Below are 22131 nucleotides of genomic sequence, written 5' to 3' on the forward strand. Positions count from 1 at the left end.
ATGTTCAGTAATATTCTTAAAAGGCCCGTCCTTTCAATTATCATATCCGTCCTAATTGTCTTTTTAGGAATATTGGGTATCACCCAGCTCCCCATCACACAGTTCCCTGCTATCTCGCCGGTGACCGTAAAGGTTTCCGCAGAGTATCCGGGTGCGAACGGTGAGCTGTTGGTAAAAACTGTAATCATTCCGCTGGAAAGAGCCATCAACGGGGTACCCGGCATGAAGTACATGACTTCTGACGCGACCAACACCGGTGAAGCGAACATCCAGATTATATTCAACCTGGGTACCGATCCAAACACGGCATCCCTGAACGTACAGAACCGTATTGCCAAGGTGTTGAACAAACTGCCACCATTGGTGATCCGTGAAGGTCTGCTCACCTCCCTCGAGCAACCTGCGATGTTGATGTACCTGAACCTGTATTCAAAAGATCCAAAGACGGATGAAAGGTTCCTGTACAACTTTGCCGATATCAACATCATGCCTGAGTTAACCCGCCTGCAGGGTGTGGGTAGCGCCCGCATTCTCGGTACACGCGAATACTCCATGCGTATCTGGCTGAAGCCTGACCGTATGCTGGCATACAAGATCTCTTCCGAAGAAGTAATGGAAGCACTGGGTAACCAGTCGCTCGAAGCTTCTCCTGGTAAAACCGGCGAAAGCTCTGGTAAAAGGTCGCAGGCTTTTGAGTATGTAATGAAATACTCCGGTCGTTTCAGTACCAAAGAAGAATATGAAAACATTGTTCTTCGTGCTAATCCAAACGGCGAATTGCTGCGTCTGAAAGATGTGGCTGACATTGAATTTGGTAGCTTGTTCTACGATATCTATTCCAACCTGAATGGCAGACCTTCTGCCGCGATCGTTGTGAAACAGTTGTATGGTAGTAATGCAAGTAAGGTGATCGAAGAAGTGAAAGCGAAACTGCAGGAACTGAAGAAAACGACTTTCCCTGCTGGTATGGATTACGCCATCAGTTATGACGTATCCAAGTTCCTCGACGCCTCTATCGAAAAGGTAATACACACACTGGTAGAAGCTTTCGTGCTGGTTGGTATTGTGGTATTTATCTTCCTGGGTGACTGGCGTTCTACATTGATCCCTACACTGGCGGTACCTGTATCGCTGGTAGGTACCTTTATCTTCATGGGTATGTTTGGTCTGACGATGAACATGATCACGCTTTTCGCACTCGTACTGGCTATCGGTATAGTGGTGGATAACGCGATTGTGGTAATGGAGGCCGTGCACGCTAAGATGGAAGAAGAACACCTCTCGCCATATATGGCTACGAAAAAAGTGGTACATGAAATTGCGGGTGCGGTAATCGCAATCACCTTCCTGATGGTGGCGGTGTTCGTGCCGGTCGCCTTCATGACAGGTCCTGTGGGCGTGTTCTACAGACAGTTTGCTATTACAATGGCGGTATCAATCGTACTCTCTGGTGTGGTGGCGTTGACACTGACACCGGCATTGTGTGCGATGATCCTGAAAAATAACCATGGTGTACCGAAGAAAAAGAACCTGTTGACGAAAGGTCTCGATGCCTTCAACAGAAGTTTCGAAAGGCTGACTGGCCGCTATACTGGTTTGCTGAAGAAGATCGTAAACGTACGCACCGTAACCTGGGGTATGCTGATCGGCTTCTGTCTGCTCACCTGGGGCATCAGTTCTACTTTGCAGACGGGTTTCATTCCGGCAGAAGACCAGGGTATGATCTATGGTATCATCCAGGCGCCTCCGGGTTCATCACTGGAACGAACAAATGAAATCGCAGAGCGCTTACAGAAGATCGCGGAGAAGATCGACGGTATCAGTTCTGTATCAGCACTGGCAGGTTATGAGATCCTGACAGAAGGTACGGGTTCCAACGCAGGTACCTGTCTGATCAACCTGAAAGACTGGTCAGAACGTAAGCAATCGGCAGAAGAGATCATCCGTGAACTGGAAGAAAAAGCCAAAGATATTCCCGGTGCTACCATTGAATTTTTCCAGCCACCAGCCGTACCTGGTTATGGTGCCGCGGGCGGCCTGGATTTACGTCTGCTGGATAAAACCGGTACTGCCGATTATAAGAAGTTTGAAAAGGTGAACAGGGATTTTGTGGATGCATTGCAGAAACGTAAAGAACTGACCTCCATCTTCTCCTTCTATAGTGCGTCTTATCCACAGTACATGCTGAAGATCGATAACGATGTAGCACAGCAGAAAGGTGTCACTATCCAGAATGCAATGACCACCCTGTCTACACTGGTAGGTAGTAACTACGAAACCAGTTTTATCCGCTACGGTCGTTTGTATAAAGTAATGGTGCAGGCGGCACCACAATATAGGGCATTGCCGGAAGACATCCTGAAGTTGTATGTAAAGAATGACAAGGAAGAAATGGTGCCGATGTCTGCATTTATGAAAATGGAGAAGTTCTATGGACTGAACGAGATCACCCGCTATAACATGTTCACCTCATCAGCTATCAAGGGGGCGCCGGCTCCGGGATATAGCAGTGGTGATGCGATCAAGGCGATACAGGAAGTGGCCGCGCAGACATTGCCAAGAGGTTATGGTATTGACTGGGGGGGGATGACAAAAGATGAAGTAGGGCGTGGTAATGAAGCGATCTACATCTTCCTGATCTGTCTGATATTCGTATACATGGTACTGGCCGCGCAGTACGAAAGCTTCATGTTGCCGTTTGCAGTGATTCTGTCACTGCCTGCAGGTGTGTTTGGTTCCTTCCTGTTGGTGAAATTAATGGGGCTGGAAAATAACATTTATGCACAGGTAGGTCTGGTGATGTTGATTGGTCTGTTAGGTAAAAATGCGGTGCTGATTGTGGAGTTTGCGGTGCAGCGACACCGGGCAGGCGATAGCATATTTAATGCGGCAATCGAAGGTGCTAGAACGCGTTTCCGTCCGATCCTGATGACCTCCTTTGCTTTCATCGCAGGTTTGATTCCGCTGGTGTATGCGACAGGTCCGGGGGCGATCGGTAACCGTACGATTGGTACGGCAGCTGCGGGTGGTATGTTATTCGGTACCATATTCGGTGTAATAGTAGTACCAGGGCTGTACCTCATCTTCGGCAAGATTGCAGAGAAACGGAAGCTGTTGAAGAATGAAGAAGAGAATCCATTAACTGAAGAATTTGACCATAATGTTTAAGAGAAAGATATACCATTGCTTAGGGATCGCCTGTCTCTCGCTGGCTTATTCAGCGTGTAAGATCCCGGCTATTGTTGATAAACAGGAAAACAAAAACCTGCCTGCGAGTTTCAGTAACTCACAGGATTCTACCAACACCGGCAAGGTGAAGTGGAAAGAGTATTTCACAGATCCTTATCTGGCAGCGTTGATTGATACTGCATTGCAGAACAATCAGGAGTTGAATATCACCTTGCAGGAAATTCAGATCGCGAACAATGAGGTGAGGGCTTCGAAAGGGGAATACTTACCATCAGTAGGCGTGAAGGTGGGTGCAGATGTGGATAAAGTAGGACGCTATACCAACATCGGTGCGATGGAAGAAAATACGGAGATCCGCGAAGGTCATTCAATGCCTGATCCGGTGCCCAATTTACTGGTAGGATTGTACGCTAACTGGGAAGTAGATATCTGGCACAAGTTGCACAATCAGAAGAAAGCAGCGGTGGTGCGTTATCTGGCCAGTGTAGAAGGGAAGAACTTTGTAGTGACCAACCTGATTGCCGAGATCGCGAATTCATATTATGAGTTATTGGCGCTGGATAACCAGTTGGAGATTGTGCAGAAGAATATCGAAATTCAAACCAATGCACTCGGTATCGTAAAACTGCAGAAAGAAGCGGCGAAGGCAACAGAGCTGGCAGTACGGAAATTTGAGGCGGAGGTGTTGAATACACAGAGTTTGCAGTATGATATTAAGCAGCAGATCACAGAGACGGAGAATAAGATCAACTTCCTGTTAGGCCGTTATCCACAGCCGATTGCCAGAAATACACAGGCTTTTAGTGTGCAGGTGCCGGCGATCGTGCATGCAGGTATACCGGCAGATCTGTTGTCTAATCGTCCTGATATCAGGAAGGCAGAGTTGGAATTAGCAGCGGCAAGACTGGATATCAAGGTCGCGAAGGCGAGGTTCTATCCTTCATTGGGTTTGAGTGGCGGTATTGGATATGAGGCGTATAGTCCGTCTTATTTGTTCTCTACGCCGGCTTCGCTCATGTATTCGCTGGCTGGGGATCTGGCGGCGCCGTTGGTGAATAAGAATGCGATAAAGGCTTCTTATATGACAGCGAGTAGCAAGCAGATACAGGCGGTGTATAATTATGAGAGGACGGTGTTGAATGCTTATAGAGAGGTGACGAATCAGTTGTCTAAGATTGGTAATCTGGAGAAGAGTTATGATTTGAAATCGAAAGAGGTGGATGCGCTGACACAGAGTATAGAGATCTCTAATGATCTGTTTAAGTCGTCCAGAGCGGAATATTTAGAGGTTTTGATGACCCAGCGTGATGCACTGGAGTCAAAATTTGAGCTGATCGAGACTAAGAAGCAGCAGATGAATGCGGTGGTGAATATTTACCAGGCATTAGGCGGCGGCTGGAATTGATCGCGGTTTTAATTTTTACGAGGTGAAGGGCCGGGGGATTATTTCTCCGGCCTTTTTTGTGGAGGGTCAAACATGCTCAAAGGTTGTTATCATAAATAGGCAATATCATTCGGGCATTTGCCAGAAAGATAAATTTGTAATCGTTTTTCCGTAAAAGGTTGTTTTTGTAAGTGGTTTTCCGGTTGAATAATCGTTTTTCCATGGATTGGCAATACTATAACCTCTACCCCAACAGCAACCCCCTCTCACTCACATTCCCCGGCAAATCCTCCACAAACACCCTTATCCTCCCTTTCTTCGGCATCTGCGCCACCTTATACCTCCAATCCACCCCATTCTTTTCCGGCACTGCCTTGCCCTCTTCTACCACCTTTCCACTCTCATCCTGCACCCTCACCCTCACTGTCGCTAGCCGGAACTCATTCTTCGCCGTCACTACCACTGTATCTGTAGCTTCCACTTTAATATCCTGTATCGCTGGCGAATGAAAAGCATCCTTCACCGCCATATTATACGCATTCTGCCCCGGACCAGCCAATGACTGATAATAAGCCTTTACCTCAGGATCCTTGATAATTGCTACCGCATATGCACTCGCTACCTTCATTTTCCATCTCACATCGAGTTGCTTCTGAGTCGGTTTCTTTTTGGATTTTCCGCGCTTTACGGCAATGATAATCTGGCCGTTTCGCTTGTAGATAGTAAACTGTTTGCCTAGTGTGCCCTGCACATTTTGCAGGAGCAGGTTGCTGTCTTTTACAATAGCCATAGGTTAAATTTTGAGGTTAAAACAATACACTGAATTTACGACTTTTATATGAAGAGGCTGCCAATTCGGTAAAATAAAGTCATCAATTAGGCACCTCATTATCGATTGGATAATAAGATGCCTAATTGGTGACCTGTTAATGACCCTGTAATGATAGGATCTTACCGAAGCCTGCGTAACTGGATAAAAGGTTAATTTCAACACAAGGGATCTTACACCTGGATTAAGTTGCTTATCTTACTACCATGATCGCCCGCCAGACAGGACAATTTTACGGTCAGACTAACCAATGCTTACAGCAAAACGGACTCACCCTGACCGACACAGAATACACCCTGCCGGAGGTAGACTGGCTGAACCTTCCGGTAGATACTATTAAATACCATGGCCAATGGCATTACTTCACTGCCGGTGTAATGCTATTAGGAAGCACACTTGATAAAATCATTCCGGGAGGATTAGAAAAATATGCGGATAAAGTACTCTTCGCGCCATTACAAATCACCAATTACAAATGGCAATATACCCCGCAACATGCGCCCAACACTGCTGGTGGTATTCGTATGAACAGTCTTGACTTTGCGAAGTTTGGATTAGCATATGTGAATAAAAAAATCATCCCTGCCAGTTGGGTGGAGAAAAGCCTTTCTCATCAATTGCCCATCACTGGCAGAGAGAATGAATTTTATGGGTACCTGTTCTGGAATAAAAAATATGGTAAATATGAGACTTACTATTGTTCCGGCAATGGAGGAAATAAGATTTATATCTTCAAAGATATGGTGATTGTGATCACAGCTAACGCTTATAATATGCCTTATGCACATGGACAGGTGGATAAAATGATGGGAGAATTTATCCTTCCGGCAATCTATTAAAAACAAAAGAGGCCGTATCATAAGATATGGTCTCTCAAAATTCTCTTTCATCTCCCCACCAAATCTAAAACTAAACGATAGCACCACCCATCTGCTATCCGGGTTGTACCTGTCATAATAATTCAACCCACTATAATTCAACCACATTCCTTCTCGTAATATCATTCGCCATCCCAATACTGACATCCAAGAGAGAGTTGACCTTTTGGAGTAGCAAATATTACTGATTTCACAACCAAAGTCCCGGTTGATCAGGCAAATGGCGGGTATATTAAATATGATTTAATCTAAATATTATTATACTTTTGTCAGGAGGGGACCGCCAGCTTTTTAGAAGCATTACCACAACCCTGAATCTTAATCAGATAACAAATGTCTAAACTACTAAGCCTGTGCCTGTGGGTGATAATTGCATTGTTTCCTGTGCAAGCGGCATTTTCTTTCAATCGTATTTATGTCAACATCAACAATCCTACGCCCGGTACCGGTACGAGTTGGGCGACGGCCTACAATGATTTGTCGGCAGCGTTAGCGGCAGGAAATCAGGCAGATACATTCTGGGTGGCGCAGGGTACTTACCTGCCTGCTACTACAACGGATAGAACGATTGCTTTTTCCCCGAAACCTTCTCAGGTGATCTATGGAGGGTTCATCGGTACAGAGGTGTTGCTTTCGCAGCGAAACTGGAAAACAAATGTCACCATTCTGAGTGGGGATATCGGAACGCCGGGGATTGCGTCGGACAACTCGTACAACGTAGTGCGTATCATCAACGCTACTGTGGATGGGGTTACGATCAGGGATGGTCAGGGGGATTATGGTTTTCCTGCCCTGACGGCGAATCAGTATAATACAGGGGCGGGGGTGAGCCTGTATGCAGATGCATCGGCATCGGCTGTGGCGGCGATTGTCGCAAATTGCACATTTACAAATAACTATGCGATATATGGAGCGGGGTTAGGTGTGTTAGGCATTACTTCGGGTGGCGCCCAACCTTACCTGGCTACCAAGGTGTCTAAGTGCATATTCATAGGGAATACCGCCTATACAGCGGGTGGGGCTATCTCTGTAACCTACCAGGGTGCCTGCTGGGGGAATGACTATACTGACAACAGTATCTTCATTGGGAACACAGTAACTTCCGGGCAAGGTTCGGTAATTGCCAATATACTGGATGGCACCACTACGGCACACAGGCCATGGATGGACAATGTAGTGTTTTGGGCGAATGGCGAAAACCTGGCCTACAACTCCCTGGCGAATGGAGCGACTGGCGGACCTTATATAGAATTTGCCATCGTGTGGAGAAACGGTGCTAAGTATGGAGCTTCCAACTTTAGTGATGCAAATATCACCTGGCATGACAGCGATATCTATGTGGATGATGCGGGGCTGCCTGCCAACAATATCAACAGCGATCCGCAATTTATAGATGCATCGAATTATGATTTTCATGTGGCACCTTGTTCTCCTGTCATAGATGCAACCATCCTGTCTGCTGTGGGTAGCAGCACGACGGATTATGATGGTAACCCACGTGTAGTGAAGACTGTAGATATGGGTATCTATGAATCTACAAAGACGATCTCCACTGCGCCTACGGCCAGCCTGCAATACTTTTGTCAGAACATGGATGCTACACCACTGGTAGCTACGGGCGATAATCTGCTATGGTATACCGCAGCAACAGGTGGTACGGGATCTTCAACGGCACCTACCCCGGTTACGACTGCTTCAGGATATTCTTATTACTATGTGACACAAACAATGGCCGGCGAGTGTGAGAGTAACCGTACGATGGTGACAGCTTATGTAAGAGCGCAACCTGCGGCACCGTTGGTAACAGATGTAGTTTACTGTAGGTATGCAACAGCATCGGCACTGACAGCGACAGGTACGGATTTAAAATGGTATACAACCGCTACAGGTGGTACGGCGCTCAGCACAGCACCAGTTCCGGCTACAACAGTGATCGGCGTATCTTATTATTATGTATCGCAGACGGTGGGTTGTGAAAGTGATCGTGCGCCGCTGCAGGTACTTGTAAACGGAATTCCTGCGGGACCAGCAGTATCAGATGTAACCTATTGTATCGGGTCTACAGCCGCACCATTGACAGCGACCGGTAGTAACCTGCTATGGTATGCGACAGCTACCGGTGGTACAGGATCTGCAACAGCACCCACTCCATCTACTGCTGTAAATGGTACCACTACTTATTATGTGACACAGAATCCAGGATGTGAAAGTAGCCGTTCTGCACTGACAGTGACCATAGGTAGTCAGGCGACACCACCAATTGTGAATGACTTTACTTATTGTCAGAATGTGGCAGCGCCAGCGTTGACAGCATCAGGTACAAACTTATTGTGGTATACATCTGCTACAGGTGGTACAGGTACGTCTGTTGCACCTGCGGTAAATACAGCTGCCTTAGGTACGACTAACTATTGGGTCACACAGCAGGATGCGGGTGGTTGTGAGAGTGAACGATCAGAACTGTCAGTAACGATTCTGGCACAGGCACAACCACCAGTGGTGAGTGACCTGGATTATTGTCTGAACCAGTCAGTGCCGCAACTGACAGCGACGGGTACGAATTTGAAATGGTATACAGTTGCTACAGGTGGCACAGGGTCTTCTACAGCACCCATACCAGTTACATTATCAGTGGGGGCTACTACCTATTATGTATCGCAGACTACAGGTTGTGAAAGTGATCGTGCAGCACTGACGGTGACGGTTTCTACGTCTACATCACCAGTAGTAACGCCGTTGACTATATGCCAGTATTCAACAGCAACATCACTTACAGCAGAAGGTACTAATTTACTGTGGTATACGGCTGCTACTGGTGGTACTGGTTCTTCAACAGCACCCATACCTTCAACACTGGTAACTGGTTCGACAACGTATTATGTGAGTCAGACGGATGGATGTGAAAGTGCACGGGCACCGATGACGGTGACAGTGAAGCAAAGTCCGATCGCTGATTTTACAACGAGTGGTGGTTGTTCGGGTACACCAATGACAGTGACACTGATACCTGCGGAATCGAAGACAGCCTTTTATACCTGGAATTTTTATAATGCGGTGAGTGTGAGTGGGGATGATCCGGGTCCATATCAGGTGTTGTGGCATGATCCGGGAGAGTATACAGTTTTATTGATGGCGTATGATGGTCAGTGTGAAACGAAGGTAGAAAAAGTGGTATCAGTAGGAGTGGCGCCGGAAGTGCAGGTGACACCATCCGCAGGGATGTATTGTATCAATGATACGGTGACATTGAGAGCGAGTGGTGCATCGACGTATGAGTGGAGTCCGGCTACGAATTTATCTGCTGCTACCGGTGCTGCTATTCTGGCTACATTCAAGGGGGATGTAACTTATACAGTAACGGGTACAGATGCTGGTGGCTGTGTGGGTACGGCACAGGTACATTTGAATTTGAGTCCTGATTGTAAGATATATTATTTGTTGCCTACGGCATTTTCACCGAATGGGGATGGGAAGAATGATGTGTTTAGGGCGAAGACTTCTGATTTGCCAGTGATGTTTGTGATGAGGGTGTATAATAGAGTAGGACAGTTGGTGTTTGAATCGCATGATGCGAATACCGGGTGGGATGGTATGAAGAAGGGGCAGCAGGCGGCGTTAGGAACGTATGTGTATATGATCAGTGCGGTGACGTCGGAGGGGAAGCATATAGAGCAATCAGGTAGTGTGGTGTTAACGCGGTAATATTTAAGATATCAGTATTTTTAATAAGCTGACATTAATAAGCCGGCCGCAGACCCCGGCCCAGCCAAAGAGCGCTTTTACCGAAGGTAAAAGCGCTCTTTGGCTATTTGGAAGTTGTTGGATTATACCCATATTGCTTTTTAAAAGCAAAAGAAAAATGTGACAAATTCTCAAACCCCGCATCCAGGTATACATCCGACACCTTTTTCTTTTGTACAAAAATCTGGTAATGCGCCAGCTCTAATCGCTTTTGGGTTAACCATTTCCCGGGTGTAGTCTGATAGATATGTTTGAAATCTTTTTTAAAAGTGGTCAAACTCCTCCCTGTGAGATAGCCGAACTTTTCTAATGGCAGGTTGTACATATAATGCTGCTCCATATAATCTCCCAGGTCAATCTTTCCCGGTTCATCGAATGTAGCCAGCACCTGACTGGTTTGCCGATCCATTTTTTTCAGGATCGTAATGGTCTCATCTATCTTAATGGTGGCAAGGTCCGAAGGCAGCTCTTCCTGCATATCAAAGTAAGGTAGAAGGGAATTAAAAAGGCTTTCCAGCAGTGGATGGGGCGTGATTTTAAGATGACTGGTATTTTTATTTCCTGTATGTGGTTTGAAATGTTTTCTTAATTGCTCTTCAGGAAATAAAATAGAAATAGATTTAAACGGCTTTTCATCCACTGGGTATTTGGTCAGTCTGCACAGGTGATTGCGGGGAATGAGGACCGTATCACCGCTGGTATACACTTTCTCCTGAGTGCTGTAATGAACACGAAGTTCCCCATCAAAGATGTGCAGCAGGGCATGCTGTGAGAGGACCACTTCACGACTGTAATGCTTCTCCTTTGAACAGGATAGAAATACACTTCCTTTGATGGGGGCTCCGTTATATTCCATGTCTTAATATTTACCGGGTGTCATTTGTTGAAAAGCAGGCAGTGGTGCAGCTTTTAGACCATTAATTTCAATACCACCGTGCACAAACCTGCGGCTATATTCTTTGTAATTTGTTACAAAGGTAGGAGGTGGCGTTGAAATATCGTCTAATGCTGCCATTTCCTGTTGGGTGAGGGTGATTGCAAGAGCCGCGATATTTTGTGCCAGTTGTTCAGGTTTGCGAACACCAAGAATGATAGAGGTAGTGGATTGTTTTTGCAATACCCAGGCGAGGGCGATGGTTGCAGGAGAGGTGTTATGTTTCTCTGCAATTTCTTGTACCTTTTCAATGACATTTATTTCTCGTGTACTGAGTTGGTAGCTGCTACCCAGGCGGGAGTCGTTTGTATTTCCGCCCTGATATTTTCCGGAGAGGATACCTCCTTTTAACGGCGACCATGGGGTGATACCTAAACCCAGTTCAGCGGCCATGGGTATGAGTTCATCTTCAATACTTCTTTCCAGTAGAGAGTATTCTATTTGCAGGCCGATGAAGGGTGTCCAGTCTTTTAAGATAGCGGTAGTCTGGGCTTGGGCAATCTTCCAGGCTGGGGCGTAACTGACGCCTATGTACCGCACCTTACCGCTGGTGACGAGGTTGTGGAGGGTACGCATGGTTTCTTCAAAAGGTGTATTCCAGTCCCATTGATGAATCCAGAGGAGATCGATATAATCTGTCTGTAATCTGCGAAGGGATTCGTGTACATTATGGAGGATGGATAGGGTGCTGCCACCACCGCTGTTAGGATTGCCTGGCAGGCTATTAGCGCTGCATTTGGTGCCGATAATAATGCGGTTGCGTTTGGAGGTGTATTTGCCTATGGTATCGCCGATTATTTTTTCGGAGTGCCCATTGGTGTAGATATTGGCGGTGTCGATAAAGTTACCGCCAAGGTCGATGTATTGATTGATGAGTTGTGCAGCCGTAGTGGCGTCTGCACCCCAGTTCCAGTCATCACCGAGGGTCATTCCTCCCAGGCAGAGAGGGCTTACTTTGAGGCCGGACCGGCCGAGTGTTCTAAAAGAATCGAGTTGCATGTGCGTATAATTTATGATAGCAAAATTAGACGCTGTAGGGTAGTGGTGGTTTGTTTAAAAGGCGCAATTGGTTTGTTTAAAAGTCGGGGCTAAAGGTTAAAAGATTATAATTATTGGAGAATTACAGTCTGTTTCTTACACTGGTTTTTAAAAGTCGGTTTCTTCAACGACCTTTTATTAGCGGGTCTATAAGTCAATTTCTTCAGAAGGATCCCAGAAGATGTTTCTAAAATTCACCACCTTATCATTCTTTATTTCCACGCCTTCTTTTTCCAAAAGCTTTCGGCGAACAGCAATATGCCTTGGATCACCGGTTAGATATCCCTGGCTATTGACTACTCTCTGAAAAGGGACAGGCTTTTTTTCTTCATTTACAAGTCCCATAGCACGGCCTACCATGCGGGAAAGGTTGCCTTTACCAAGGGCTTTGGCGATGGCGCCATAAGAGGTGACACGGCCTTTGGGGATGGAGCGGGCGATGTCGAAGACGAGTTTGTTGAAGTCCGGATCGTTTTGCATTTTTCAAATGTAGGAAACCTATGGTAATTGATTTCTCAAATAGATAAGAAATAATTCCCCCTTCTACCTCTACAAATAGAAAACGTTAATAATTCATCCGGGTTACCATCAATAAAATGATTTTTCAAAACAATTTTTTAATTGTAAATTATACAATTAATTCTCACGTTTATGAAAACCAAATTAACCCTTATTGCAAGCGCAATGCTTGCCTTTGCCTGCAATAAAGAGCAGGCAGATCTGTCGTCACTCAAATTGAACAACTCCGCTGCTGTAGTAGCTGTAGCCGTTGCCTCCAGTGATTTCAAGGGCGTCAACTGGGCGGATAGCAGGGATAATTTTGCCGATGATGCACTAATCCTCTCCGGCACTGTCTCTACTGATACCTACGCCAGTATGCAAACAAAGGCCGATTACATTCTTGACGGCTTTGTTTCCGCCGGCGCGAACACCGTGCGGCTACCGGTCAATCCTTCCACAGTAGTGAGTTCTTTCTGGTCTACTTACAAAGGCGCTATCGACAAAGCGACCTCCAAAAACATGAAAGTATTATTGGGCTATTGGGAAGGATCTTCCTCCCGCGATGGCCTGATTGACAACACCAGCACATTCTGGCAAATGTGGGACACGATTGTCGCTAATTACAGATCTAATACACTGGTGTATTTTGAGTGTTTCAATGAACCGCATGGATATAGTGCGAATGATTTGAAGACGCTCTACAATACATTTGTAACCCGGTACCCGGGCGTACCTAAAAACAGGTTTGTATTAGATGGGGTAGGGTATTCTTCCGATGTGAATACCATTGGCGCAGATACCCGTTTTGACAGTTGTTTGCTCTCTTTCCACGACTACACCTGGTTTGAATCCAGCAAAACTACCACTGCTGATTGGGAGCAACCGGTCAAATCATTGTCTTATCCAACCAGGACGATCGTCACTGAATTTGGTACGGTTATGACAGATGGAACGAATTACACCGGAGCACCGGGTTCCAATGTAAACAACACTTACCTGCAAGGCATGACCAACTCACTTCATGATCTGGGTGTAGGTTGTGTATACTGGCCAGGATTAAGAACAGGTGATACTTACAGCATGTTTACTTCCACCGGTTCTGCATTGACGACTAACAATACTTCTGGTCTGACCCGCCTGAAATACGCATGGGGTACAGGAACTATTACTCCTCCGTATGCATCATTTACTTCCGGTACTTATTACAAGGTTATTAACAAGAATAGCAGTAAAGCATTGGAAGTATACAATCAATCTACGGCTAATAGCGCTGCTATTGACCAGTGGGATTATTGGGGTGGTGCGAATCAGCAGTGGACATTCAATGCACTGGGTAGTAATTACCAGTCTATCATCAATAAGAATAGCGCAAAGGCGCTGGATGTAAATGGCGCTTCTACGACTGCGGGTACAGGAATTATTCAGTATGATTATTCAGGTGGTACGAACCAGCAGTGGCAGGTGATTGATATTGGGTTTGGGTATTATAAAATACTGAATAGGAATAGTGGATTTGCAGTGGATGTGAATGCGTCGTCTACGACAAATGGCGCGGGTATTATACAGTGGAACTGGAATAGCGGAGCGAATCAGCAGTGGCAGATAACAGCGTTATAAGGTGGTCACTAAATAATAACAAGAGGTACGTAAGATGTAAATTTTACGTGCCTCTTATGTTTTTAGGGAAGTAGTTTCTCGGAAAATTGCAGTGTATTTTAATCACTCATACCTCCCAGAAACCGTCATGGTTATCTCCGGCCATACATCTTCACCCACTTCTTCAATCGTTTAATTTTCTTCTTTTTAAACTGCCCCGGCATCATTCTCCATTTCCAGTTTTTATTACTCCCCGAAGGATGATTCATCCTTGCATCACCAGGCAGCTCCAGCACATCCTGCATAGGCAAAATCACAATATCTGCTACAGAAGAATAAGCCATCCTTGATAAAATACGCGCCACTTTTTCAGGCACTATTTTCAACCCTGCATATTCCCGGAAGTTTAATCTTGTTTTGCGATCCGCATCTTCCTCATACCATCCACGAGATGTATTATTATCATGCGTACCCGTCACCGCCACCACATTCGAAATAAAATGATGCGGTGCATGATCACTCTCCGGGATATCCTTCCCAAAACCAAACTGCAACACCCGCATACCTTTCAAATTGAATTGTTCCTGCAAGGCCCTCACAGGTGCATCGATAGTACCCAAATCTTCTGCAATAAAAGGCATGGTTGGAAACAGTGCTTTAAATTTCTCAAACAAACCCGCTCCCGGACCCGGTTTCCACTGTCCATTCACAGCCGTGGTATCACCAGCCGGAATTTCCCAATAAGCAGAAAAGGCGCGGAAGTGATCAAGACGAATAATATCAAATCTTTCCAGGTTGCGTTTTATTCTTCGTATCCACCAACTATAATTATCTGCTTTGAGCGCATCCCAGTCGTACACAGGTACATTCCAGCATTGCCCTGTTTCACTAAAATAATCCGGTGGTACCCCACCTACACCATTGAGATTAAAGAATGCAGGATGGGCCTTTACATCGCAGGCATCGCCATGCATATAAAAGGGGAGATCCCCAAAGAGTAGAATTCCTTTGTCATTGCAATAGGATTTGAGCGCTGCCCATTGCTGGTCAAATTTAAATTGATACCATTTCTCACGTTGAATATCTGTAAACTCATCGAGCCAATATGCCTGTTCCCTGCAATAATTTTCGAAGGCCGATTGATCTTGTGTCTGTACAAAATTCAGGTAAGCGATTTCCAGTAAAGCTCCTTTGACAGGAATAGCTTTTGCAAAATCAACTTTGTCTGAAACAGGCAAGTGACACTTGCTGAGCTGGGCAGGGGTGAGTAACCCTTCTTTTGCCAGCAATTCCGGGCTTATCAGTAATGGTTCGCCTGCCATACTGCTGATTGGGCTGTAGGGCGACAAATGTTCCGGATGCAAAGGATTGACAGGCAATACCTGCCAATAACATTGCCTGGCCCGGTGCAGCTGATCTGCAAAGTGATAAGCGGATGGGCCTAGATCGCCGGCGCCAAAAGGCCCGGGTAGAGAAGTAATATGTAGAAGTATACCGGCACTACGTTGTGAAATAGTTGTCATATGTAAATGTACAGCTACTTCTGTGCCAGTCCGGTTATGGAGATATTACTACGTGTATTTGTGTAAAAAGATGTGGGTATAAATCTACTTATCCGGGGGGATCTGTGATGAGGAAATTAATTATTCCTGATTTGAAGCCACCTGTTTAGGTGAATCAGTGTGATAAGGGAATTAGATTATTGGTACGAATTCACTTATTTGACGTTGTAGAAACAGCAATCAGATCATGATTAAGGGCATGTGTATCTCCGTGACATGGCTAATCAAAAGCCTGTCATCTCCCTGAGCACGTGAACCCTATTTTTATTTAGTATAAATCGACGGATCAAACTTATACAGATGTGGCGCCTTGTGCGCACCTCCTGTCTTCGCCTCCCCTTGTTTAATCAGGATATTCTCCTTCATAATCTTCCTGTAAAAATTCCCCCTGTTAAACTTCTGATTCATAATCTTCTCGTACAGGGCTTGCAGTTGTGGCAAGGTAAAGATCTCCGGCAGCAGGTTGTACCCAATCGGCTTGTGATACAGCTGATCCCGCAGTTTTTCAAGGGCCTTATCGATGATCTGGCGATGGTCCATGACCATTTCGGGCAATTCGTAAACCGGCATCCATTCGCAGGCATCACTGAACATATCAGGAACAGGAGTGACCTGCGACTGGTCTATTACCGCATAATAACCAATGGTAATAAAGCGCATCTTATGCCACAGGTTATCATCGTACGCTGCAAAATAATCCTCGGAGCGGTTAGGTTCTCCGAATACCCCAAATACTTCCAGAAACACCTTTTCTGCACCACTTCGTTCGAAGAGGATCCGCTTCGCTGCATCATCAATCGATTCCGTTTTTTGAATATAACCGCCGGGGAGTATCCAGCTGTTATCTCCTTTCATTTTTGCCAGCAGTACATTGAAACTGCCCTGGTGATAGCCAAAAACCACGCAGTCGACAGATAGGTGAGGTAGGGCATTTTTCCATAACGCCTCGCTGGCTTTTTCAATCTCAGTATTCCGCATATGACAAAGATAAATAGATTTAACATTAGTGATGATCTAACACGGGGAATTGCCTGATTCTCGTTTCCATGGCAAGGAAACTTATATGATTTTGAAAGTTTTTGCCCTTTTTTTGACCAAAAATGATTCAGATAGGCGTATGTTTGTGTTTTGCCAACTTTAACAATGAAACGTAAGTCCGGGTTATGAACAATCATAAAAAAGGAAACAATGCAATTCCACTGATCACGATCACGTTATTGTTTTTTATGTGGGGATTTATCACGTGTATGAACGATATTTTGATCCCTTACCTGAAAGAGTTATTCCAGCTCACATTCTTTAAATCGATGCTGGTGCAGTTTGCGTTCTTTGGCGCATATTTTATCGGTTCGCTGATCTATTTCATTATTTCCTATTACAACGGGGACCCTGTAAATAAAGTGGGGTACAAGAAGGGGATAATCTTTGGAATTATCCTGTCAGCGCTGGGCTGCGTATTATTCCTGCCAGCCGCTACATATGGTGTATATGGTCTGTTCCTGAGCGCATTGTTTGTGCTAGGTCTGGGCTTCACCGTATTGCAGATTACCGCGAATGCCTATGTATCACTGCTGGGGCCGGAAGACAGTGCTTCCAGCCGGTTGAACCTCACACAGGCGTTTAACTCATTCGGTACTACGATAGCGCCTATATTAGGTGGTCACCTGATATTTGAGCTGTTCAAGGATCCCAATGGTGGTTTCAGTGCCGCAGCAACGAGAATTCCTTACCTGATCTTTGCAGGTATCCTCTTGCTTGTAGCGCTGCTGATCTGGCGTGTAAAACTGCCTGCATTTGCAGTAGATGAAGAAAACCAACCGAAAGGATTGGGTGTATTACAGTTTCCACAGCTGAAAAGAGGTGTGCTTTCCATCTTCTGTTATGTAGGTGGTGAAGTAGCCGTGGGTAGCTTTATGATCAGTTTCCTGGGTCTGCAGGATATCGCTGGTCTGCCGGAAACTGAAGCGAAAAAATACCTGGCTTTGTATTGGGGTGGTGCAATGATAGGCCGTTTCGTAGGTGCTATCTCCCTGAGCCATACCATGAGCCAGGCAAAGAAAGCAGCGTATATGCTGGTAACAGCACTGGCGGTATTTGTGGTGATTTACCTGTTGGTAGGTATGCCATTTGACCAGATCGCGTTCTTCCTGATCTTTATTGCACTCAACTTTGTAGGATTCCTGGTGGGCCGTTCCGCTCCTGCCCGTACATTGGTGATTTTCTCCCTGGTCAATATGTTCCTGCTGGCATCTGCTATCATTAACAAGGGAGAGATTGCGATGTTCAGCATTGTAGGTATCGGTATCTTCAACTCCATCATGTTCTCCAATATTTACACACTGGCGATTGCCAAGCTGGGTACTTATACCAGTCAGGGTTCATCTCTGTTGGTGATGGCGATTCTGGGTGGTGCGATTATGCCTGTGATACAGGGTGCACTGGCAGATGCGATTGGGGTACAATATGCATTGGTAGTTCCGCTGGTTTGTTATGGAGTAGTGCTGAGTTTTGGTGTGTATTGTATGAAGCGGTTTAAGAATTTGGAAATGACATCAGTAAAGTCAGGACACTAAGGTAGTCTGACTGCAGGATATTGATAAGCGTCCCTCGTTTTGAGGGACGCTTTTTTTATGATGATGCAGTTGCTGCAAAGTGTAATAAATAATGCCGAACATCCCCCCAAAGCCTATGCTGAATGCCCACGCACCCATATGATCATATGGTTTGAACAAATGATGCGCTATGGTGAATAACAACGCTTCCGGGTTAGTCACAGCATCCCAGCTATTGAACCGCAAAAACCTGCCAATATATACTCCATACCCACATAGAATAAAGCTAACAACCACGATCACTTTTACCCACAGCCCTTTCACATGCCGGGACAGAAAATGTTCTACCTGCATTAGAGAAATGATTCCCAGCAACAAGCCGTTCCAGGCTGCTGAAGAGACGATGAGGAGATCGAACCACAGTGGCACAGGTGGTCTTTCATGAAAGTGAAAGAGATCTGTGATCATGTACGGCGCATTGGGGAAAAATACCAGCCAGCAAGCCAGCACACCGACAGTACGGAGATTGATACCGGACAATCCGGCCAATTTACGACTGAATATGAGGGGTAATACACCCAGGAATGTGTTCCAGGTATAGAATAAATAGAAATATTCATGATAGCGAAGAACGCGTGCTACCAGGAGTGCCATCGTAAAAGCAATGGCAATACCCAGCATTTTTTCGAGTGGGGAAATTCTTTTCAACATAATGGTCAGGTTATTCATGCTCAATTTACTGTTTTTGGCTGCAGTGATAATACATAGGCATAGCGGGGATGCAGGATGGGAGCGGCTTCTTTGATGGGGTAGTACACTACCCGGCCGGCGCTCTCTACCGTGAGTGAGTTGAGGTGTTTGTTGGCATTCTGCTCAAAATGAGCGCTCCGTTGGTTGCTTTTTATCATATGAATGAAAGTGCTTTGTTTTACAAAGTAAATGAAATTTAACTTTACCAGGTAAAAAAAATCGCTGCTGTTTTTGGCAGAAGCGATTTTTTTGGGCGTCAGATTGGCTTGCGGGTGGTCTTTCAACAAAACGTTAATTTTTTGTGGACATCACTTTACCGCTTTTGCGGGTACCAGTTTACCACTTTGCTGGCATTCGCTGGCTGCAGCCAGCTATCTAAGCCGATAACAATTATTTGCTGGCATTATCCAGCAATCCAAGATCTTCCGCATCCAGCTGTAAAGCCGGTGCTGCCACCAGCGTATCCAGCTGGTGCTGACTTGTAGCACTCACGATCGGCGCTGCAATGGTTGGTTGCGCCAGCAACCATGCCAATGCAACAGTTGCAGGTTTAGAATTATGGTTTGCTGCTACTGTGTCCAATGCATTTAATACACCAATACCTTTTGCATCCAGGTATTTCCTCACTCCTTCACCACGCACACTCTTCTTTAAGTCTTCTTCAGAACGGTATTTACCTGTCAGGAAACCTGCTGCCAGCGACCAGTAAGGCATTACGCTCAAACCATACTGCTGTGCAATAGGCTGGTATTTTGTTTCAAAATTCGCACGCTCTACCAGGTTGTAATGTGGTTGTAAAGCCTGGTAACGGGGTAAACCTTTTTCTTCTGCCAGTTTCAGTGATTCGGTCAGGCGCTCCGGTGTAAGGTTGGAAGCCGCAATGTACCTTACTTTACCAGCTTTGATAATGTCATCGTAGGCAGACAATGTCTCTTCTACTGGTGTCACATTATCATCAAAGTGTGTATAGTACAAATCGATATGATCTGTTTGTAATCGTTGCAATGACTCATCCACTGATTTCAGGATGTGTGCCCTGCTCACATCTTCCTTATGTTCCTTGTTCTGAGAACCTACTTTGGTAGCGATGACAACCTTATCACGGTTGTTGCGCGCTTTCATCCATTTACCTATGATAGCTTCTGATTCACCACCTTTATGGCCTTCTACCCACCAGGAATAAGTATCCGCAGTGTCAATGAAGTTATAGCCGGCATTGACAAAAGCATCTAATATTTCAAATGATTGTTTTTCGTCTAAAGTCCAGCCAAATACGTTACCACCAAAGTTGATAGGAGCAACCTGCAGATCTGTTTTTCCAATAGTTATCTTTTTCATCTTTCATCAATTTGAGAGGATAAAAGTACCCCAAATAGCGACCGCAGGGTTTGTAAAATGGGGGCAATTAATTGTATATTTCTTTTACTTTTGTTTATTATGAGTTTTTTAACAGCAACAGGGATCCGTAAACAGGAGAATGGCGAATGGGTATTAAAGGGTATTGATTTTTCGCAGGAGAAGCACCAGCAGGTTGCAATTGTAGGTGCCTCCGGTTCCGGGAAAAGTACCTTACTGAAGATTGTAGCCGGATTGATGCAGACAGATGAAGGAGAAGTACGATTTGAGGGTACGCGGGTGAAAGGCCCACACGAAAGACTGCTTCCCGGCGAACCTGGTATTGCTTACCTGAGTCAGCATTATGAACTGAGATTGAACTACAGGGTAGAGCAGGTGCTGGAATATGCCAATAAGATGACGGATGATGAAGCAGACGAACTCTATAGCATATGCAGGATCAATCACCTGATGAAGAGACGGACCGATCAGCTCTCAGGTGGGGAAAAACAACGTGTGGCTATGGCCCGGTTGTTAATTGGCCATCCTACATTGTTCCTGTTGGATGAACCTTTCTCCAACCTGGACTACTCACATAAAGAGATCCTGAAAACGGTGATCAGGGAAATCGGTGAAAAGCTGGACCTGACCTGTCTGCTTGTATCACATGATCCACAGGATACGCTGTCATGGGCAGATGAAATACTGGTGGTGAAAGATGGTTTGATTGTGCAGAAAGGCACGCCGATTGATGTATACAATCATCCTGTGGATGAATATACGGCAGCGTTGTTTGGTCCATATAATCTGGTAGATGCGAAGGTGTTGGAGCTTACAGGCGAAGAGAAAGCATTTATTCGCCCCGAGAATTTGCAGTTTGCATATAAATCCGGTATCAAAGGTATTGTAGAAGCAGTAGATTATATGGGAAGTGCGTATGAGGTGCGTGTAAAGGTTCCGGGAGGTTCCCTGTTGGTCAGAACACCTACTGATGTACTGACTAAAAAGGGGAGCACTGTATATCTTACTATTAAACCTGATAGTATATGGCGTCTTTAGATAAGTTTAACTCCAAAGAAAGATTTTCAGACAGGGTAGACAATTACAAAAAATACCGTCCTACCTATCCGGATTCGTTACTTGATTTCTTGCAGGCAAAATGTGGATTGACCAGTGATGCAACAGTGGCAGATATTGGTTCCGGTACAGGTATTCTGACAGAATTATTATTAAAAAAAGGTTGGACTGTGTATGCAATAGAGCCGAATGCAAAGATGCGTGAGTCGGCAGAAGCACAGTTGAATGACTACCCCAATTTTTCTTCTCTCGATGGTTCAGGAGAGGCGACTGGTTTACCAGATCAGTCAGTACAACTTATTACAGTGGCGCAGGCTTTTCACTGGATAGATCCTGTGTTGGCACGGAAAGAGTTTGATCGCATCTTATTACCTGGTGGGCATATTGCATTGCTGTGGAATTTGCGTACGCTGGATTCTCCGTTTGATAAAGGGTATGAAGATATTAAAGCGAAATATGGAACGGATTATCATGAGATCAGGAAGGCACATGAGCCGGAACTGACAGCGTTTTTTGCACCTGCTACGATGGCAATACACTACTTCAGGCATAGTCAGCAGCTGGACTTTGAGGGGTTGAAAGGGCAGGTGTTAAGTTCTTCTTATATGCCGCAACCGGGGCAGAAAAATTATGAGGAGATGATGAAAGCGCTGACGGAGTTGTTTGAGGTGAATCAGCGGTATGGAGAAGTGACGATTACTTATGATACGAAGTTGTACATCAACCATAACACATCTATGAAAGAGGGAATTCACTAATTCTCAG

General features: G+C 45.4%; 17 protein-coding genes. 8 read left to right on the plus strand and 9 right to left on the minus strand.

All coding sequences use genetic code 11. The features are described 5' to 3' along the window. Both SIO70_RS11930 and SIO70_RS11935 read left to right on the plus strand, forming a co-directional pair. Complete coding sequence (locus tag SIO70_RS11930) at window positions 1-3168, plus strand: efflux RND transporter permease subunit (RefSeq protein WP_320581084.1); 3168 nt, start codon at window positions 1-3, stop codon at window positions 3166-3168. Then, window positions 3161-4594 (plus strand): TolC family protein, encoded by a 1434-nt coding sequence (locus SIO70_RS11935; RefSeq protein WP_320581085.1) that lies wholly within the window; start codon window positions 3161-3163, stop codon window positions 4592-4594. Before SIO70_RS11930 ends, SIO70_RS11935 begins: the two co-directional genes overlap by 8 nt. A 223-nt stretch (window positions 4595-4817) precedes the next feature. On the opposite strand, the gene SIO70_RS11940 is transcribed toward SIO70_RS11935, so the two are convergent. Then, on the minus strand, window positions 4818-5363 hold the full coding sequence (locus tag SIO70_RS11940) for a hypothetical protein (protein WP_320581086.1): 546 nt from the start codon (window positions 5361-5363) through the stop codon (window positions 4818-4820). Between the two features lie 245 nt (window positions 5364-5608). Between SIO70_RS11940 and SIO70_RS11945 the strand changes: the two genes are divergently transcribed. Continuing rightward, window positions 5609-6241 (plus strand): hypothetical protein, encoded by a 633-nt coding sequence (locus tag SIO70_RS11945; protein ID WP_320581087.1) that lies wholly within the window; start codon window positions 5609-5611, stop codon window positions 6239-6241. Between the two features lie 372 nt (window positions 6242-6613). Continuing rightward, window positions 6614-9982 carry a gliding motility-associated C-terminal domain-containing protein gene (locus SIO70_RS11950; RefSeq protein ID WP_320581088.1) on the plus strand — a complete coding sequence of 1123 codons (3369 nt, stop codon included), beginning with the start codon at window positions 6614-6616 and terminating at the stop codon, window positions 9980-9982. Window positions 9983-10085: 103 nt separating this feature from the next. Here the strand turns inward: SIO70_RS11950 and SIO70_RS11955 are convergent, their stop codons facing one another. The 3 genes from SIO70_RS11955 to SIO70_RS11965 all read right to left on the minus strand — a co-directional run bounded on the left by SIO70_RS11955 (window position 10086) and on the right by SIO70_RS11965 (window position 12473). Further along, window positions 10086-10877, minus strand: a complete 792-nt coding sequence (locus tag SIO70_RS11955) for an AraC family transcriptional regulator (protein ID WP_320581089.1) — start codon at window positions 10875-10877, stop codon at window positions 10086-10088. 3 nt (window positions 10878-10880) lie between these two features. Beyond that, window positions 10881-11954 carry an aldo/keto reductase gene (locus SIO70_RS11960; RefSeq protein WP_320581090.1) on the minus strand — a complete coding sequence of 358 codons (1074 nt, stop codon included), beginning with the start codon at window positions 11952-11954 and terminating at the stop codon, window positions 10881-10883. A gap of 186 nt (window positions 11955-12140) precedes the next feature. Next, entirely contained in the window at window positions 12141-12473 is a 333-nt protein-coding gene (locus SIO70_RS11965; RefSeq protein ID WP_320581091.1) for an MGMT family protein, read from the minus strand. A gap of 171 nt (window positions 12474-12644) precedes the next feature. On the opposite strand from SIO70_RS11965, the gene SIO70_RS11970 reads away from it, so the two are divergent. Next, window positions 12645-14111: an RICIN domain-containing protein gene (locus SIO70_RS11970; RefSeq protein WP_320581092.1), complete on the plus strand. Its 1467-nt coding sequence runs from the start codon at window positions 12645-12647 to the stop codon at window positions 14109-14111. Window positions 14112-14242: 131 nt separating this feature from the next. Here SIO70_RS11970 and malQ read toward each other — a convergent pair whose 3' ends face one another. Together malQ and SIO70_RS11980 are read right to left on the minus strand one after the other, a co-directional pair. Further along, on the minus strand, window positions 14243-15613 hold the full coding sequence (gene malQ, locus SIO70_RS11975; RefSeq protein WP_320581093.1) for a 4-alpha-glucanotransferase: 1371 nt from the start codon (window positions 15611-15613) through the stop codon (window positions 14243-14245). Between the two features lie 303 nt (window positions 15614-15916). Further along, entirely contained in the window at window positions 15917-16630 is a 714-nt protein-coding gene (locus SIO70_RS11980; protein ID WP_083720517.1) for an NUDIX hydrolase, read from the minus strand. A gap of 185 nt (window positions 16631-16815) precedes the next feature. Between SIO70_RS11980 and SIO70_RS11985 the strand changes: the two genes are divergently transcribed. Further along, window positions 16816-18225, plus strand: a complete 1410-nt coding sequence (locus SIO70_RS11985) for a sugar MFS transporter (RefSeq protein ID WP_320581094.1) — start codon at window positions 16816-16818, stop codon at window positions 18223-18225. Here SIO70_RS11985 and SIO70_RS11990 read toward each other — a convergent pair. The 3 genes from SIO70_RS11990 to SIO70_RS12000 all read right to left on the minus strand — a co-directional run bounded on the left by SIO70_RS11990 (window position 18214) and on the right by SIO70_RS12000 (window position 20292). Next, window positions 18214-18915: a DUF1361 domain-containing protein gene (locus SIO70_RS11990; protein ID WP_320581095.1), complete on the minus strand. Its 702-nt coding sequence runs from the start codon at window positions 18913-18915 to the stop codon at window positions 18214-18216. The genes SIO70_RS11985 and SIO70_RS11990 overlap by 12 nt on opposite strands. Window positions 18916-18935: 20 nt before the next feature. After that, window positions 18936-19241 (minus strand): hypothetical protein, encoded by a 306-nt coding sequence (locus SIO70_RS11995; protein WP_320581096.1) that lies wholly within the window; start codon window positions 19239-19241, stop codon window positions 18936-18938. Window positions 19242-19344: 103 nt separating this feature from the next. After that, a complete protein-coding gene (locus tag SIO70_RS12000) occupies window positions 19345-20292 on the minus strand; it encodes an aldo/keto reductase (protein ID WP_320581097.1) in 948 nt (315 codons plus the stop codon). 99 nt (window positions 20293-20391) lie between these two features. Between SIO70_RS12000 and SIO70_RS12005 the strand changes: the two genes are divergently transcribed. Both SIO70_RS12005 and SIO70_RS12010 read left to right on the plus strand, forming a co-directional pair. After that, on the plus strand, window positions 20392-21348 hold the full coding sequence (locus SIO70_RS12005) for an ABC transporter ATP-binding protein (RefSeq protein ID WP_320581098.1): 957 nt from the start codon (window positions 20392-20394) through the stop codon (window positions 21346-21348). After that, complete coding sequence (locus tag SIO70_RS12010; RefSeq protein ID WP_320581099.1) at window positions 21336-22124, plus strand: class I SAM-dependent methyltransferase; 789 nt, start codon at window positions 21336-21338, stop codon at window positions 22122-22124. The genes SIO70_RS12005 and SIO70_RS12010 overlap by 13 nt, the downstream gene beginning before the upstream one ends. Window positions 22125-22131 lie beyond the last annotated feature (7 nt).

It is taken from the genome of Chitinophaga sancti, assembly GCF_034087045.1.
In the GTDB taxonomy this organism is placed as follows: domain Bacteria; phylum Bacteroidota; class Bacteroidia; order Chitinophagales; family Chitinophagaceae; genus Chitinophaga; species Chitinophaga sancti_B.

What these genes read in the sequence shown, in the direction of transcription:
- SIO70_RS11945 (WP_320581087.1), top strand. Translation starts at nt 5,609, where the DNA reads ATGATCGCCCGCCAGACAGGACAATTTTACGGTCAGACTAACCAATGC.
- SIO70_RS11990 (WP_320581095.1), bottom strand. Translation starts at nt 18,915, where the DNA reads ATGTTGAAAAGAATTTCCCCACTCGAAAAAATGCTGGGTATTGCCATT.
- SIO70_RS11955 (WP_320581089.1), bottom strand. Translation starts at nt 10,877, where the DNA reads ATGGAATATAACGGAGCCCCCATCAAAGGAAGTGTATTTCTATCCTGT.
- SIO70_RS11965 (WP_320581091.1), bottom strand. Translation starts at nt 12,473, where the DNA reads ATGCAAAACGATCCGGACTTCAACAAACTCGTCTTCGACATCGCCCGC.
- SIO70_RS11940 (WP_320581086.1), bottom strand. Translation starts at nt 5,363, where the DNA reads ATGGCTATTGTAAAAGACAGCAACCTGCTCCTGCAAAATGTGCAGGGC.
- SIO70_RS12000 (WP_320581097.1), bottom strand. Translation starts at nt 20,292, where the DNA reads ATGAAAAAGATAACTATTGGAAAAACAGATCTGCAGGTTGCTCCTATC.
- SIO70_RS12005 (WP_320581098.1), top strand. Translation starts at nt 20,392, where the DNA reads ATGAGTTTTTTAACAGCAACAGGGATCCGTAAACAGGAGAATGGCGAA.
- SIO70_RS12010 (WP_320581099.1), top strand. Translation starts at nt 21,336, where the DNA reads ATGGCGTCTTTAGATAAGTTTAACTCCAAAGAAAGATTTTCAGACAGG.
- SIO70_RS11985 (WP_320581094.1), top strand. Translation starts at nt 16,816, where the DNA reads ATGAACAATCATAAAAAAGGAAACAATGCAATTCCACTGATCACGATC.
- SIO70_RS11950 (WP_320581088.1), top strand. Translation starts at nt 6,614, where the DNA reads ATGTCTAAACTACTAAGCCTGTGCCTGTGGGTGATAATTGCATTGTTT.
- SIO70_RS11930 (WP_320581084.1), top strand. Translation starts at nt 1, where the DNA reads ATGTTCAGTAATATTCTTAAAAGGCCCGTCCTTTCAATTATCATATCC.
- SIO70_RS11970 (WP_320581092.1), top strand. Translation starts at nt 12,645, where the DNA reads ATGAAAACCAAATTAACCCTTATTGCAAGCGCAATGCTTGCCTTTGCC.
- SIO70_RS11980 (WP_083720517.1), bottom strand. Translation starts at nt 16,630, where the DNA reads ATGCGGAATACTGAGATTGAAAAAGCCAGCGAGGCGTTATGGAAAAAT.
- malQ (WP_320581093.1), bottom strand. Translation starts at nt 15,613, where the DNA reads ATGACAACTATTTCACAACGTAGTGCCGGTATACTTCTACATATTACT.
- SIO70_RS11960 (WP_320581090.1), bottom strand. Translation starts at nt 11,954, where the DNA reads ATGCAACTCGATTCTTTTAGAACACTCGGCCGGTCCGGCCTCAAAGTA.
- SIO70_RS11935 (WP_320581085.1), top strand. Translation starts at nt 3,161, where the DNA reads ATGTTTAAGAGAAAGATATACCATTGCTTAGGGATCGCCTGTCTCTCG.